The organism is Actinomycetospora callitridis (genome assembly GCF_028737265.1).
GTDB lineage: Bacteria > Actinomycetota > Actinomycetes > Mycobacteriales > Pseudonocardiaceae > Actinomycetospora > Actinomycetospora callitridis.
Map to the genome: position 1 here is coordinate 16,265 of NZ_JAQZAK010000010.1, position 14,474 is coordinate 30,738.

At 74.5% G+C, this 14,474-nt stretch carries 13 protein-coding genes; 2 read left to right on the forward strand and 11 right to left on the reverse strand.

The features are described from left to right. Positions 1-92 precede the first annotated feature (92 nt). The 5 genes from PH191_RS24375 to PH191_RS24395 all read right to left on the reverse strand — a co-directional run bounded on the left by PH191_RS24375 (position 93) and on the right by PH191_RS24395 (position 5,005). Complete coding sequence (locus tag PH191_RS24375) at positions 93-923, reverse strand: alpha/beta fold hydrolase (RefSeq protein ID WP_274197229.1); 831 nt, start codon at positions 921-923, stop codon at positions 93-95. 85 nt (positions 924-1,008) lie between these two features. Continuing rightward, positions 1,009-1,488 carry an ArsR/SmtB family transcription factor gene (locus tag PH191_RS24380; RefSeq protein ID WP_274197230.1) on the reverse strand — a complete coding sequence of 160 codons (480 nt, stop codon included), beginning with the start codon at positions 1,486-1,488 and terminating at the stop codon, positions 1,009-1,011. Positions 1,489-1,500: 12 nt separating this feature from the next. Beyond that, a complete protein-coding gene (locus PH191_RS24385; protein WP_274197231.1) occupies positions 1,501-2,658 on the reverse strand; it encodes a serine hydrolase in 1,158 nt (385 codons plus the stop codon). Between the two features lie 101 nt (positions 2,659-2,759). Continuing rightward, positions 2,760-3,962, reverse strand: a complete 1,203-nt coding sequence (locus PH191_RS24390; RefSeq protein ID WP_274197232.1) for a DNA polymerase III subunit delta' — start codon at positions 3,960-3,962, stop codon at positions 2,760-2,762. Between the two features lie 56 nt (positions 3,963-4,018). Then, positions 4,019-5,005 (reverse strand): helix-turn-helix domain-containing protein, encoded by a 987-nt coding sequence (locus tag PH191_RS24395; protein WP_274197233.1) that lies wholly within the window; start codon positions 5,003-5,005, stop codon positions 4,019-4,021. Positions 5,006-5,075: 70 nt separating this feature from the next. Here PH191_RS24395 and PH191_RS24400 point away from each other — a divergent pair, with 70 nt between their 5' ends. Further along, a complete protein-coding gene (locus tag PH191_RS24400) occupies positions 5,076-5,264 on the forward strand; it encodes a hypothetical protein (RefSeq protein ID WP_274197234.1) in 189 nt (62 codons plus the stop codon). On the opposite strand, the gene PH191_RS24405 is transcribed toward PH191_RS24400, so the two are convergent. After that, entirely contained in the window at positions 5,246-5,785 is a 540-nt protein-coding gene (locus PH191_RS24405) for an NADPH-dependent FMN reductase (protein ID WP_274197235.1), read from the reverse strand. The two genes, PH191_RS24400 and PH191_RS24405, sit on opposite strands and share 19 nt — an antisense overlap. A 7-nt stretch (positions 5,786-5,792) precedes the next feature. Next, positions 5,793-6,404 (reverse strand): TetR/AcrR family transcriptional regulator, encoded by a 612-nt coding sequence (locus PH191_RS24410; RefSeq protein WP_274197236.1) that lies wholly within the window; start codon positions 6,402-6,404, stop codon positions 5,793-5,795. A gap of 61 nt (positions 6,405-6,465) precedes the next feature. Here PH191_RS24410 and PH191_RS24415 point away from each other — a divergent pair, with 61 nt between their 5' ends. Beyond that, complete coding sequence (locus PH191_RS24415; RefSeq protein ID WP_274197237.1) at positions 6,466-7,302, forward strand: alpha/beta fold hydrolase; 837 nt, start codon at positions 6,466-6,468, stop codon at positions 7,300-7,302. Position 7,303: 1 nt separating this feature from the next. On the opposite strand, the gene PH191_RS24420 is transcribed toward PH191_RS24415, so the two are convergent. The 4 genes from PH191_RS24420 to PH191_RS24435 form a co-directional block, all read right to left on the reverse strand. After that, positions 7,304-9,274 carry an MFS transporter gene (locus tag PH191_RS24420; protein WP_274197238.1) on the reverse strand — a complete coding sequence of 657 codons (1,971 nt, stop codon included), beginning with the start codon at positions 9,272-9,274 and terminating at the stop codon, positions 7,304-7,306. Positions 9,275-9,385: 111 nt separating this feature from the next. After that, a complete protein-coding gene (topA, locus tag PH191_RS24425) occupies positions 9,386-12,433 on the reverse strand; it encodes a type I DNA topoisomerase (RefSeq protein ID WP_274197239.1) in 3,048 nt (1,015 codons plus the stop codon). 181 nt (positions 12,434-12,614) lie between these two features. After that, complete coding sequence (locus tag PH191_RS24430; RefSeq protein WP_274197240.1) at positions 12,615-13,526, reverse strand: hypothetical protein; 912 nt, start codon at positions 13,524-13,526, stop codon at positions 12,615-12,617. A 53-nt stretch (positions 13,527-13,579) separates the two neighbouring features. Further along, the gene (locus PH191_RS24435; RefSeq protein ID WP_274197241.1) at positions 13,580-14,434 is read right to left on the reverse strand and encodes a helix-turn-helix transcriptional regulator; all 855 of its coding nucleotides are present in this window, start codon (positions 14,432-14,434) and stop codon (positions 13,580-13,582) included. Positions 14,435-14,474 lie beyond the last annotated feature (40 nt).

The following is a 14,474-nucleotide window of genomic DNA, read 5'->3' on the forward strand; positions in this document are numbered from 1 at the left end:
GGTGCGACGACGCTTTGGTGTGACATCTGTATAGACGCCTGTGATGTTCATCGGTTTCCTGCCGGCGAGGGTGATCCTTACCTCCCCGCGGCTCACGGCAGCACCGCCGCGAGCACGTCGAGGAACGCCTCCGGGGCGTCCTCGGTGAGGAAGTGGCCGGCGCCGTCCACGGAGTGGAGGCGGGCACCCGGGATGTGGCCCCGCAGCGTGGTGGCGGCCGTGGACGGGAGCCAGCGGTCCTCCGCGCCCCACACGACGTCGGTCGGGACGGCGATCTCGCTGAGGCGGGCGACGACGTCGCGGGTGTCGTCCTCGGTGAAGCCGGCGACCTGGTCGAGGTAGCGCCGCTGGCCCTCCGGACCGGCGTAGCGCTCGAGGTAGGCGCGCTCGGCCTCCGCGTCCAGACCCGTGGCCGACGTCGTCCGCAGGTGGGCCGCGATCAGCGCGGTGAACGCGGCGTTCGGCATCGACCCGTAGACGTCGAGGTGCTTCTGCATGTGGGCGGCGGTCGCGGTGACCCACGGCGCGAGCACGGCGGCGTCGGCGAGGACGAGCGCGCTCGCCGGGGTGCCGTGGACGAGGTGCGCGCGCAGGACCGTCGCGGCACCGATGTCGTGGCCCACGAGCACCGGCGCGTCCAGTCCCCAGTGGCCGACGAGGGCAGCGAGGGTCTGCGCGTGCCCGGCGACGGACGGGGTGTGGCCGGGGGAGTCCCCGTAGGTCGGCAGGTCCCACAGGTACACCGGCCGCTCGTGGGCGAGGGCCGGCGCGACGTGGCGCCAGAGGTACGACCACGAGGGCGTCCCGTGGGTGAGGACGACCGGGGTGCCCGGCCGGTCCTCCCCCAGCACGTCGACGGCGATCGTCCCGGTCGGCAGCGCGATGCGGTCGCGCAGGGCCCAGGTGGCGGTCTCGGTCGGCACGGCTCCTCCTCATGGTTGCAACGGCGGTATACGCCTTACCGTAGGAGAGCGTGCGTAAGGTGTGCAAGACCTTGAAGGCGTTACTTCAGTGGAGCGCGCCGCCGAGATCGGCCGCGGCGAGGAGGGCGACGAGGACGGGGACGACGCCCGTCGAGGGGACCCGGTACCGCCGGCCGTCCTGCTCGACGACGCGGGCGGCGGTCAGCGTGCGCAGGTGGTGGTAGAGCTGGCCGGTCGACGACAGCTCGGCGGCCTCCACGAGCTCGGTCGTGCCGGCCGGAGCCGTCAGCAGGCGCCGCACGAGGGCGAGGCGCACGGGGTGACCGAGGGCGGCGAGCACCTCGGCGACCGGGCCGGCGGGGAGGTCCAGGGTCGCCGCCGCGTCGTAGGCGATCGTCCACGACACCGGGCCCGCGCCCTCCTGCAACCGCACGTGTCCCTGGTAGCCGATCTCGCCGGCCTCACCGGTCCGCTCGGGCTGACCCTCGAGGACACGACCGCCCTCGAGCGCCGCGACACGCGCCTCGAGGGCCTCGAGGCGCGCGTCGGGGTCGGGATCAGCCATCCCCGGATCGTCTCAGGCCACGCAGAGCACGCGGGAGCGCTCCGCGGGCTCCTCCACCGCGCGGGAGAGGAAGCGCAGCTGGGCGGTGCCGACCTCGGCCAGGTCCGCCGTGGCCCCGAGGCCGCGCCCGAGCACGACACCGATCCCGAGCGAGCCGTCGGGGCGCCGGACGCTGAGCACCATCGTCCCGATCCCGGGGAAGGAGCCGCCCTTGGCCGCCCGGACCTGGCCGTCGGGACGCGGGCGCCCGATCTCGAGCTGCGACCGGGCGACGTCGGCGCCGGGGCCGAACGACCCGGTGATCACCGCACGCCACAGCCCCGCGAGCTGCGCGGCCGACCCGACCGCCGTCGACTCCGCCCACCGCTCGCTCTCGAGCAGGTACGCCTCGATGTCCGCGGCCTGGGCGACCAGGCGGCGCTGCGAGTCCTCCCGGAACGCGGGGTCGGACGCGTAGCGCCGGGCCAGGGCGATCTCCACCGGCGCCCGTTCGGCGCGCGGCGCGGTCACCGGCGGCGCCTCCTGCGGCCGGACGAGCGCCAGCTGCGAGCCGAGCTCCGAGGGCACGTCGAGGTCCTGCCACCCGCCCGCCGCGGCGGCCTCGACGAGGGCGTCATCGCCGAGACGCTCGCGCAGGTAGTCGGTGGCGGCGTTGTCGCTGGACTGCACCATCGCCGCGACCATGGTCGACAGCGGCACCGTCCGCTGCGGATCGGCGGCGAGGCCGGTGGCCGGGTCGCGCGGAATCCCGAGGGTGTCGAGCGCCTGCACGTGGGCCCCACCGTCGGACGGGAGGTACCAGGCCTCCCAGTCGGCGAGCCGGATCGGCTCGTCGGGGTTCAGGCCCCCCTCAGCGACGGCCCGGCCGTACGCCGCAACGTGCACGATCTTCACCGCCGACGCCAGCGGCATCGGCCGCTCGGCGGCGTGCGAGACGACCGAGCCGCGCCCGTCGTCGACCACGGTGGCCACGTCGTCGGGCGTCGTCGCGAGCAGGCCGAGCCAGCCGTCGGGACTGGTCGGGCTCGCGGCGGGTGCCGGGCCGCAGTCCGCGGGACGCGGCGGATTGGCCGGGACCGACGCGGCCGGCGCCGCCGGCGACGCCCCGCCGGACTCCGGGGACGACGAGCACGCCGTCGGCAGGAGCAGCGCGACGGCGAGCGCCCCCACGGCGATAACGGTTTTCCGTGATTCCGGCACAGCGACAGATTAGCAGCGGGCGCGCGACGTCACGCCACCCCGCGGCACGGGGGCGTCGTCGGGTGCGGGGTTCAGCCGGCGCGCAGCGACGTGACGAGCGCGTCGATCGCGATCTCGGGCTTCACGTTCGTCGCGAGGGCCTCGCGGCAGGCCAGGACGGCCTCGAGGCGGCGCAGCGAGGCCTCGGGGGTGCTGTCGCGTGCCGCGGCGCCGATCTCGGTGGCGCGGTCGGGGTGCGTCGAGGTGACCGACGCGCCGAGCCCCCGGGCGAGCACGTCGCGGTAGTAGCCCGCGAGGTCGACGAGCGCGCGATCGAGGGCGTCGCGCCGGTTGCGGGTGGTGCGGCTCTTCTGCCGCTTCTCGAGGTCCTTCTCCGCGGCCCGGGCCGAGCGCTGGGCCTGCGCGGTGCCCTTGCCGGTGCCGCCGGCGCCCATCGACACCGCGAGCTCCTCCCGCTCGGCCTCGTCGCGGGACTCGGCGAGGGCCGCGGCCTCGGACGCCGCCGCGCCCACCATGGCGTCCGAGGCGGCGAAGGCGTCGGCTGCGGACCGGAGCGCGCGCGGCAGCGCCAGCACGGCGTCGCGCTCCTCGCGCGCCTCGGGGACGCGGGCGAGCCGGCGGGCTCGGCCGATGTGCCCACCGCACACCGAGGCCGCCCACGTCGCGTCCGCCTCGGGGATGCCGTCGCGCTCGACGAGCACGGCGGCGATCGCCTCCGGCGCCGGGGTGCGCAGGCGCAGCGCGCGGCAGCGCGAGCGGATGGTCACCGAGATGTCGTCGGGGTGCTCCGACGGGCAGCAGAGCAGGAAGACGGTGCGCTCGGCCGGCTCCTCGACCGACTTGAGCAGGGCGTTCGACGCCTGCTCGGTGAGGCGGTCGGCGTCCTCGACGATGACGATCTGCCAGCGCGCCGTGGTCGGGCGGCGCGCGGCGACGTCGATAGTCGTGCGCACCTCCTTGACGCCGATCGAGAGGCCCTCGGGGACGATCTCGCGCACGTCGGCGTGGGTGCCGGCCATGACCGTGTGGCAGGCGGGGCACTCGCCGCAGCCCTGGTCCGGGCACTCGAGCGCGGCCGCGAACGCGCGGGCCGCCACCGACCGGCCCGACCCGGGCGGGCCGGTGAACAGCCAGGAGTGCGTCATGCCCCCGCTGCCCGGGGACACGCCGTCGCCCAGCTCGTCGGAGAACCGGACCCGCGCGGCCTGCGCGGCGGCGGCCTGCAGCTCGGCCACCGCGACGGGCTGACCGACGACCTGCGACCACACGCTCACGCCGTCGATGATGCCCCACCCTCCCGACGGCTTCGCCACGTGCGCGATCCGGGTCGTCATGGCGACCCGGATCGCTCACGTGGCGGAGCCATCCCGAAGGTCCTGCGGTACTCCTGCGGGGTGGCGCCGACCTCGCGCAGGAACGGCCGCCGCAGACCGGCGGCCGTGGCGAAGCCGCAGTGCTGGGCCACCGTCTCGACGGGCAGCTCCGTGGATTCGAGCAGCTCCTGGGCCCGCCGCACCCGCTCGGCCGCCAGCCACCGCCCGGGCGTCGACCCGAGCGAGGTGTGGAACCAGCGGGCGAACGTCCGGGGGCTGGTGCCCGCCGCACGCGCCCACTCGTCCACCCCGATCGGCCGGTCCAGCCGGCGCCGCGCCCAGTCGAGGCTCGCCGAGAACCCCGACGGCGGGAGCTCCGGCGCGGCGGCCGGGACGAACTGCGCCTGCCCGCCCTCGCGGTGCGGGGGCACGACGCTGTGGCGCGCGACGATGCCGGCCACGCGGCTGCCGTGGTCGCGGCGCACGAGGTGCAGGCACAGGTCCAGGCCCGCCGCGGAGCCCGCCGAGGTCAGCACGTCGCCGTCGTCGACGTAGAGCACGGTGCGTCGGACGTCGACGCGCGGGTGGCGGCGGGCGAGCTCGTCCACCGAGCTCCAGTGGGTGATCGCCGGCCGGCCGTCGAGCAGGCCCGCGGCGGCCAGGACGAACGCCCCCGTACACACCGACGCGAGGCGCGCCCCGCGCGCGTGGGCCGCCCGCAGCGCGTCGAGGAGCTCGGCCGGGAACTCCTCTCGGCCGTCGCGGGGTGGCGGGACGACGACGGTGTCGGCGTCGTCGAGGCCCTCGAGACCCCATCCCGTGTCCGCCACGCCCCACGCGTGCAGGCGCAGCGGACCCGGCTCGCCGGCCACGAGACGCACGTCGTACCAGTCCTCGCGCGGCACCCCGGTGCTGGCGGATCGGTCGGACGCCAGGATCTCGTGCACCGTCGAGAGCTCGAACATCGGCGTCCCGTCGGTGACGGGGACCGCGACGACGTGCATGGCAGGAATGTATCGGACGACGTCGTTCCTGCCACTCGTCCGGGACGCGCCCCTCGGTCAGGGTCGAGGCATGCGAGGCAACCTGGGACGGCGTCTGGCACGGGCGTGGGAACGGCAGGTGTGGGCCTGGGAGGTCCACCAGCGGGCCCTGCGCGGCGAGTGGGAGCGCGAGGGCCCGCTGCGCTGGCGCCGGAGCCTCGGAGCCGGCTGGGAGCTGCACGGGGAGACGGTCCCCGAATCTCAGGACGAGGTGGCGTGACGCGTGAGCGCCTCGACCGCGGCCTCGATACGGGCGCGCCGCTCGGCGTCGGTGACGAGACCGTCGGGGCCGACGGCGTCGCGGGTCACGGGGATGCGCGCGCACGCGGCCTCGACGACGTCGGCACCGACGTAGCCCAGGACCGTGGCGAGCCCCTCGTGGGCGCCGCGCGCGCCCGTCGGCGACGCCGGGGAGGCCGCGTTGATCCAGGCGACCGGCTTGCCGTACATCGAGCGGGGCGAGGCGTCGCCGACGGTCCAGTCGAGCAGGTTCTTGAACGACCCCGGCAGCCCGCCCGCGTACTCGGGCGTGCAGAACAGCACCGCGTCGGCGTCGCGGACCGCCCCGCGCAGCCGCTCGACGGCGGGCGGGAGGGGATCGCGGTCGTCGTCGGGGTCGAAGGCCGGGAGCGCGGCGAGCCCGTCGTAGAGCACCGCCCCGGGCCGCGCCAGCTCGCGGGCGGTCCGCAGGACCGCGGTGGTCGTCGAGGCGGCGCGCGTGCTGCCGCCGATCAGGAGCACGGCATCATCATCCGGGGTCGGTGAGCAGGGCGTCGACCAGCCGCAGCAGGACCTCGCGGACCTCGCGGCGGGCCCGCTCCCGGTCGTCGGCGCCGGCGATCACCATCGCGCCCTCGTCGAGCGCCCCGATCAGGACGTGGGCCAGCGGCCGCACCGGCTGGGGCGCGAGCTGGCCGGCGTCCATGGCGGCGCGCAGGAGCTGCTCGGTCATGCCCAGGCTGTAGTCCTGGGTCAGCGCGCGGAAGCGCGCCCAGCCCAGCACGCTCGGGGCGTCGAGCAGCACGAGCTGGCGCACCTCGGGGTCGACACAGATCGTCAGCCACTGGTCGAGGGCCGCCCGCAGCGCCGCCGCGGGCGTGGCCGGGCGGGCGGCGGCGACGCCCGTGGCGAGCTCGTCCATCACGCGCTGCTCGACGTCCTCGATCACCGCGACGAACAGGGCGATCTTGTCCGCGAACTGGTGGTACATCGCGCCCCGGGTCACGCCGGCCTCCCGCGCGATCTCCGGGGTGCCGACCTCGGCGAACCCGCGCTCGCCCCACAGCCGCCGGGCGGCCGTCGTCAGGGCCTCACGGGTCGCCGCCGAGCGCTCTCCCTGCGTGCGCCTCTTCTGTTCCATACACCCTGCCGGTAAGTTACGGACAGCCTGCACGTAAGGATACGGATCCGGGGAGGACCCGATGCCCACCGTCGATCTCGACCACACGACCCTCCACTACTCCGAGACCGGCCCGGACACCGGCCGCCCCGTCGTCTTCGTCCACGGCTACGCGATGGGCGGGTCGCTGTGGGGCCCGCTCGCCACGCGTCTCGCGGAGCGGGGCCTGCGCTGTCTCGCCCCCACCTGGCCCCTCGGCGCCCACCCCACCCCGTGCGGCCCCGGCGCCGACCGCACCCTGCCCGGGGTCGCCGCGACGGTCGGGGCGTTCCTCGACGCGCTCGACCTCGACGACGTCGTCCTGGTCGGCAACGACACCGGCGGCCTCGTCGCCCAGCTCGTCGCCGTCCACCACGGCGAGCGTCTCGGCGCTCTCGTCCTGACCAGCTGCGACGCCTTCGAGCACTTCCCGCCGCCGATCCTGCGCCCGTTCGTCCTCGCCGCGCGGAGCTCCGCGACGTGGCGCGCGGCCGTCCGCCCACTGGCCCTGAAGGCCGTCCGGCGGCGGGCCTACGGCGACCTCGCCCACGCCGACGTGGAGCCGCTCGCGGCCGCGTGGGTCCGGCCGGTGCTGGACGACCCGCGCGTGGCCGAGGACCTGCGGGTGCTGACGTCCTCGTTGCACCAGCAGACCTCGCTGGACGTCGGAGCGCGCCTCGGCGAGTTCACGCGGCCGGTGCTCGTCGCGTGGTCGGCCGACGACCGCTTCTTCCCGATCGGCGACGCCCACCGGCTGGTCGCGGCGATGCCCCAGGCACAGCTGACCGTCCTCGAGGGCGCCCGGACGTACTCCATGATCGACCGACCCGACGCGCTGGCCGAGGCCGTCGCGGGGATCGCGGTGCCCGCGGCGTCGTGACTCAGACGCTGCTCGTGGGCAGCGCGCGGGACACCAGGGGCGCGAGCACCTCGCGGACCCGGGCGCTGACGACCTCGGGGTCGCCGTCGCCGTCGACGCGCACGTAGCGCCCGGGGTCGGCGGCGGCCATCTCGGTGAGCGTGCGCTGCACCTGCCAGGTGTCGACGATCCCGCCGGTCACCGGGGCGGCGTCGTGGACCGACGGGTCGCGGTCGAGCAGCACCGTGACGTCGGGACGCAGCGAGCCGGTGGCCCAGGCGCCGAGGCGCTGCAGGTCGGCGGCGTCGAGCTCGTCGCCCACCCGGGCCAGCGGGGAGTCCAGGCAGCCCTCGATGACGACGACCCGGCCCGCGCGCAGGGCCGGCAGGACCTCGCCGGCGAGCACGTCGGCGCGCACCGCGGCCGCGACGAGGGCCCGGGCGCGCTGGCCCTCGACCCCGCTGGCCCCGACGGCGGCGGACACCCGGGCGGCGTCGGTGGCGCTGCGGCCGGCGAGCACGACGTCGGCACCTTGCTCGCGCAGCCACGCCACGAGCAGGTCGCTCTGCACGTCGGTGTCGGTGCGCGAGGCACCCTCGACGGCCACGAGCAGCCCCGGCTCGCCGTGCCGGCTGCGGCGCAGGGCGCGCTTGACGTCGGCGAGGATCGTGCGGTCACGCCGGTCGTCCATCTGCCGGTAGGCGAGCACACCGACCGCCGCGGCGACAATGCCCGCGCCGAAGAGCACGAAGCGGGTGCCGTCGACCTGCGCGGGCTGGCCGAACAGCGTCAGCGTCCGCGACTGCACCAGCCCGACGAGCAGCGGCACCACCGACATCGACGCCAGCAGGTCGACCCGCACGATCGACTGCACGAACGCGACGACCCGCCCGCGCACGGCGTCCTCGACCTGCGCGCCGATGATCGTCAGGCCGGTGAGCAGCGCGGTGCCCGCGAAGAAACCGACGAGGACGACGGTGGCCAGCGCCAGGTAGAGGTGCCAGGCGATCGCGACGGCGAGCAGCGAGGTGCCGGCGCCGACGATGGCGACGCCGAAGAGGCGGTTGTGCGGCATCCGGCGCGCCATCCGCGGCACCGTCGCCATCCCCAGCGCGAGGCCGCTGAACAGCGCGATGAACAGCACCGAGTAGGCCGCGTCGCCGCCCCCGAGGCTCGCCGCGTAGAGCCGGGCGCTGGCGATCACCGCGCCGCCGGCCGCGAACGCCCCGATGATGCCGACGACGAGCCCGCGCACCAGCGGCGTCGTCGAGACGAACTGGGCGCCGTCGCGCAGCATCGCCAGCAGGCCCGGCGCGGCCTCGCGGCGCTCCGCACTACGACCCGAGATCTCGGGGATGCGGAAGGCGACGGTGAACGCGGTGAGCAGCGCGGCGAGGCCGTTGACCACGAGCGCGAGGTACACCGTCGTCGTCGGGCTCGGGTGCCAGCCCGCGATGTTGCCCGACTTGGAGATCAGCGCGAACGCCCCGGCGGCACTGATCACCGCGACGCCGTAGGTCATCACCAGCGAGAGCTGGTTGGCCGTCTCGATCTGGTCGGAGCGCTTGAGCAGGTTCGGGACCGAGGAGTCCTTGGCCGGGATCCAGCACAGCGCGCAGAGCTCGATGAGGAAGGTGGCGGCGAACAGCCACCACAGCGAGCCCACGAGCGGGATCGACAGGAAGAGCGCGGCCTTGAGGACGTCGCACGTGACCATCACCGTGCGGCGGTCGAACTTGTCCGCGAGCACCCCGCCCAGCGGGGCCATGAACAGCGCCGGCAGCAGCTTGGTGGCCACCACGCCGCCGAGCGCGAAGCTCTGCGCCTGGTAGCCGCTGGTCAGCTGCGTCGCGAGGGCCGTGAGCGCGAGCAGCGAGAGCCAGTCGCCGAAGCTCGCGACCGCCGTGACCGCCCACAGCCGCCGGAACGGCCGGATCGCGAGCACGCTGCGGATCCGGTGCGTCGCGGACGCGGACGCCTCGGCATCGGTCACATCGGCAGTCACATCGGCGGGGGACCCGCCGACCGTCGGCTCGGCGATGGGCACCTCCCGGTCTCGGCGACCGCCAGATTATCCGGCGGTCACCGGGAACCGGTCAGGCCCTCAGCGGCTCGGCGTGCCGCTCTTCTTCGTCGGCGCCTTCTTGGCGGGCGCCTTCTTGGTCGTGGTCTTGGTCGTGGTCTTGGTCGTCGTCTTCGCTGTCGACTTGGCCGTGGCTGACTTGGCCGGGGCCTTCTTCGCCGGGGCCTTCTTGGCACCCGGCTTGATCCCGTCCTTGGCCCGCTTCTCGGCGAGCAGCTCCGCGGCCCGCTCGTCGGTCAGCGACTCGACCGCGTCGCCCTTGCGCAGCGAGGCGTTCACCCCGAGGCCGTCGGTGACGTAGGGCCCGAAGCGGCCGTCCTTGACCACCATCGGCTCGCCCGAGGCCGGGTCCGTGCCGAGCTCCTTGAGCGGCGGCTTGGCGGCGGCCCGTCCACGCTGCTTCGGCTGCGCGAAGATCTTCTGGGCCTCCTCGAGGGTGACCGTGAAGAGCTTCTCCTCGCTGTCGAGCGAGCGGGAGTCCTTGTCCTTCTTGATGTACGGCCCGTAGCGCCCGTTCTGCGCGGTGATCTCCACGCCGGACTCCGGGTCGGTGCCCACCACGCGCGGCAGGCTCAGCAGCTTCAGCGCGTCGTCGAGCGTGATCTCCGAGAGCGTCATCGACTTGAAGAGCGAGCCGGTGCGCGGCTTCTCCTTGGCGCCCTCGGGCAGGGTCTCCGTGACGTACGGGCCGAAGCGGCCCTCCTTCGCCAGGATCTCGTGGCCCGACTCCGGGTCGGTGCCCAGCGAGCGACCCTCCTGCGGGGTCGAGAACAGCTGCTCGGCGAGCTCGAGGTCGAGCTCGTCGGGCGGGAGGTCGTCAGGCAGGTTGGCCCGCTGCGACTTCTCCTCGCCGTCCTCGGTGATCGTCCGCTCGAGGTAGGGCCCGTAGCGACCGACGCGCACGACGACGTCGCGGCCCTGGTCGTCGGCGAACATGCGCAGCGAGTTGACCTGGCGCGCGTCGATGCCCTCGAGCTTGTCGCCCACGAGCTTCTTCAGACCGCCGGCCTGCGACATCGCGGCCTCGACGCCGCTGCCGTGCCCGTTCGTGCTGCCGTTGGTCCCGTTGCCGTTGGCGCCGTTCCCGTTGACGGTCCCGTTGCCGTTGGCCCCGAAGTAGAAGTGCGACAGCCACGTCTCGCGCTGGGTGGTGCCCGCGGCGATCCCGTCCAGCTCGTCCTCGAGCGCGGCGGTGAAGTCGTAGTCGACCAGGCGGCCGAAGTGGACCTCCATCAGCCCGATGACCGCGAAGGCGATCCAGCTCGGGACGAGGGCGCCGCCCTTCTTCCAGACGTACCCGCGCTCCTGGATCGTGTTGATGATCGACGCGTACGTCGAGGGGCGGCCGATGCCGCGCTCCTCGAGCGTCTTGACCAGGCTCGCCTCGGTGTAGCGCGCGGGCGGGTTGGTGCTGTGGCCCTCGGGGTCCAGCGACTCCGCGGCGCAGCCGTCGCCCTCGGCCAGGCGCGGCAGGCGGCTCTCGGCGTCGTCCGCCTCACCGCCGGCCTCCTCGTCGACGGTCTCGACGTACGCGCGCAGGAAGCCGGGGAACGTGATGGTGCGCCCGGACGCGGAGAAGGTGCACTCCTCGCCCGTGGCGGCGGTGCCGGTGATCCGCACGCTCATCGTCGTGCCGCGCGCGTCGCGCATCTGGCTCGCGATCGTGCGCTGCCAGACCAGCTCGTAGAGCCGGAACTCGTCGCCGGAGAGCTCGTTCGCGACCTGCCCGGGGGTCCGGAAGGAATCCCCGGCGGGACGGATCGCCTCGTGCGCCTCCTGCGCGTTCTTCACCTTGCGCGTGTACTGGCGCGGCTTCTCCGCGACGTTCTCGTCGCCGTAGAGGTCGCGGGCCTGGGTGCGCGCGGCGTTGATCGCGGTCTCCGACAGCGTCGTGGAGTCCGTACGCATGTAGGTGATGTAGCCGTTCTCGTACAGACGCTGCGCGGTGCGCATCGTCCGCTCGGCCGAGAACCGCAGCTTGCGGCCACCCTCCTGCTGGAGCGTGGAGGTCATGAACGGCGCGTAGGGCTTGCGCGTGTAGGGCTTCTCCTCGACCGACGAGACCGTGTAGTCCCGGTCGGCGAGCGCCTCCGCGAGCCGGCGGGCGTCGCCCTCGTCGAGCCGCTTGACGTCGCTGTTCTTGAGCTGCCCGAGCGAGTCGAAGTCGCGGCCGGTGGCCACCCGGGCGCCGTCGATCGACGTCAGCGCGGCCTTGAAGCTGCGCGGGGCCTGCTCGTCCTTCTTCTCGGTCGCCCGCACCTGGGCGTCGATGCCCCAGTAGCCGGCGGACACGAACGCCATCCGCTCGCGCTCGCGCTCGACGATGACGCGGGTGGCCACCGACTGCACGCGGCCCGCCGAGAGCTTCGGCATGACCTTCTTCCACAGCACGGGGCTGACCTCGTAGCCGTAGAGACGGTCGAGGATGCGGCGGGTCTCCTGCGCGTCGACGAGGTCCTGATCGAGGTCGCGCGGGTTCGCGGCGGCGGCCTGGATGGCCGACTCGGTGATCTCGTGGAACACCATCCGGCGGACCGGGACCTTCGGCTTGAGCGTCTCGAGGAGGTGCCAGGCGATGGCCTCGCCCTCGCGGTCGCCGTCCGTCGCGAGGTAGAGCTCGTCGACCTCCTTGAGGGCCTCCTTGAGCTCGGAGACCGTGGACTTCTTGTCCGGGGAGACCACGTAGAGGGGCTCGAAGTCGTGGTCGACATCCACGCCCAGGCGGGCCCACGACTCGCCCTTGTACTTGGCGGGGACGTCGGCGGCGCCGCGCGGCAGGTCGCGGATGTGGCCGCGGCTGGACTCGACGATGTAGCGGGAGCCGAGGTAGTCGGCGATCTTGCGGGCCTTCGCGGGCGACTCGACGATCACCAGACGGCGTCCGCCGTCCCCGGCCGGGGTCGCACCCCCGCGGCCCGTCTTCCGGCCGCCGCCGGAGCCCTTGCCGCCGGACTTCGTGCTCGACGTCGCGCGCGCGCCGGACCGTTCCGTCGACTCCACCTCGGTGGTGTCGACGGTCTCGGTGGTCGCGCTGCGTGCCGTCGTCGAGCCCTTCGCTGCCACGGACATGCCTCGTCTCGTCGTTCGTGTGGCGGGACGCCACCCGTCGCCAGTGTGCCTCACCGTCAATGTGCTTCCGGGTGCGACCGGTCGCATCACGTCCGCACCCGGGTGGCGACGACGTGGTCCGGACACCGATCACCCCTGCACAGGGGCCTGATCGGACCGCCCGGGCGGGGTGTCGCGGGCCTCACACCGGCCAGATGCCGTCGATCAGCTCGCCGGGTGGGCGCCCCACGAGCTCGCCCAGACGCCGCTGCCGACGGGCGCCGATGATCCGGAGGGCCGGCGGGTGGAGTGACGCACCCAGACCCAGGTGGCGACTCGCCGTGAGCAGGTCGCCGTCGGTGCCGCGGTCCTCGGGATCGAGTCCGAGCGTGTACGCCCGGCCGTCGTGCACCCCGGCCGCGAGCACCCAGAGGCGCAACCGCGGCCCGTCCAGCTCGAACTCCGCCGGCACCTTCTTCATTCCGTCCCCGGCCGTCCACGCCCGCGCGAGGTCGACGAGGTCGGCACGGAAGGCGGTCCGGACCTCGGGGCGCCCGTCCTCGGTGCGCCCGATCTCCGCGGGCACCCCCCGGGCCCGGAGGGCGCAGCGCACGGCGTGCGCGCGCCAGGTCAGGGCGGGGTCGGGTGGGTCGGTGCAAGCCCTGCGTCCTCGCTTGCACTCAACGCCAGGAAATCCGCTTTCTCGAGGCTCGGGATCGGGTTCGGGGAGCCTGGAAGCGGGCGTGTGCCCCAGACGGGCGGCGAGCTCGTCAGGATCGAGGTCGAGGAAGGCCAGGTCGTCGAGGTTCATGTCGGGCGCTTGATCGTCGTCCTCGTCGGCCCCGTCGCCGGGCTCGGCGTGTCGCGCCGGCGACGATGTGGCGTTTCTGGCGTTGAGTGCAAGCGTGGACGCAGGGCTTGCATCGGGCTCCTCGTCCTCGACCTCCTCGGCGTCCTCGGGCTCCGGCTCCGGCGGCGGGCCCAGGACCACGATGAGGCGCGCCAGGGACCCGCGGCCGAAGAGCTCCGCCCGCCCCGGCCCGCAGAGCAGGCCCTCGAGATCGCCCAGGGCGCGCGGACGGGCGTCCGCCGACCAGAACGACAGCTGCCCCACGTCCGCGGAGCCTAGAACATGCGTTCGAACGGACGGGGGGACCGACACCCGGATCAGACGGTCTGCAACCCCACCACGCGCAGGAGGTCGAGCAGTTCGGCGTCCCGGGTGCCCGGCGCGGCGGAGTAGACGACGAGGCGCTGGTCGTCGCCCGGGACGTCGAGGGAGTCGCAGTCGAGGGTGATCCGGCCGACGCCGGGGACGTCGAAGCTCTTGCGGTCGACGCGGCGGTCCTCGACCGGGCGCAGCGCCCACAGCTCGGCGAACAAGGGGCTCGTCCGGAGGAGCTCGTCGACGATCCCGCGCAGGATCGTGTCGCCGGGGTAGCGCCCGAGCGCCGCCCGGGCCTGTGCCACGGAGAGCCGGTCGAGACGGTCGCGCGTCCCGTCCTCGTCCACCACGAGCGACCGCCCCTCGCCGCCCGCCGGCCCGAAGCGCATCCAGAGCATGTTGCGCCGGTCGCGGGGGATCGCCGACAGATCGCCGTAGAGGGCCTCGACCAGCGGGTTCCAGGCCAGCAGCGTGCTGCGGGCGTCGACGAGCATGGCGGGCAGGTCGGCCATGCGGTCGAGCAGGCGCAGCACGCTGGGCCGCACGGCGTCGACGACGTGGCCCGCGCCGGGACGCTCCACCCCGGCGAGGTCGAAGAGGTGGGCCGTCTCCGGGGCCGACAGCCGCAGCGCGCGGGCCAGGGCCCCGAGCACCGACTCCGACGGGTGCGGGCCGCGCGCCTGCTCCAGGCGCACCACGTAGTCGACGGAGACGCCCGCGAGCCGCGCCACCTCCTCGCGACGCAGCCCGGGTGTGCGCCGTCGCGGGCCGGCGGGCAGCCCGGCGTCCGCGGGCGTCAGGCGCTCGCGCCACTGGCGCAGCGCCGCGGCCAGTTCGGCGTGGTCACCGCGGCTCATGCCCCCACTCTGCTCCGTCGCGGGCCGTGGAGCCTGGTAC

Excerpts from the sequence above, each read along its gene's own strand:
- PH191_RS24410 (WP_274197236.1), bottom strand. The coding sequence starts at position 6,404 with ATGGAACAGAAGAGGCGCACGCAGGGAGAGCGCTCGGCGGCGACCCGT.
- PH191_RS24395 (WP_274197233.1), bottom strand. The coding sequence starts at position 5,005 with ATGCACGTCGTCGCGGTCCCCGTCACCGACGGGACGCCGATGTTCGAG.
- topA (WP_274197239.1), bottom strand. The coding sequence starts at position 12,433 with ATGTCCGTGGCAGCGAAGGGCTCGACGACGGCACGCAGCGCGACCACC.
- PH191_RS24435 (WP_274197241.1), bottom strand. The coding sequence starts at position 14,434 with ATGAGCCGCGGTGACCACGCCGAACTGGCCGCGGCGCTGCGCCAGTGG.
- PH191_RS24415 (WP_274197237.1), top strand. The coding sequence starts at position 6,466 with ATGCCCACCGTCGATCTCGACCACACGACCCTCCACTACTCCGAGACC.
- PH191_RS24380 (WP_274197230.1), bottom strand. The coding sequence starts at position 1,488 with ATGGCTGATCCCGACCCCGACGCGCGCCTCGAGGCCCTCGAGGCGCGT.
- PH191_RS24400 (WP_274197234.1), top strand. The coding sequence starts at position 5,076 with ATGCGAGGCAACCTGGGACGGCGTCTGGCACGGGCGTGGGAACGGCAG.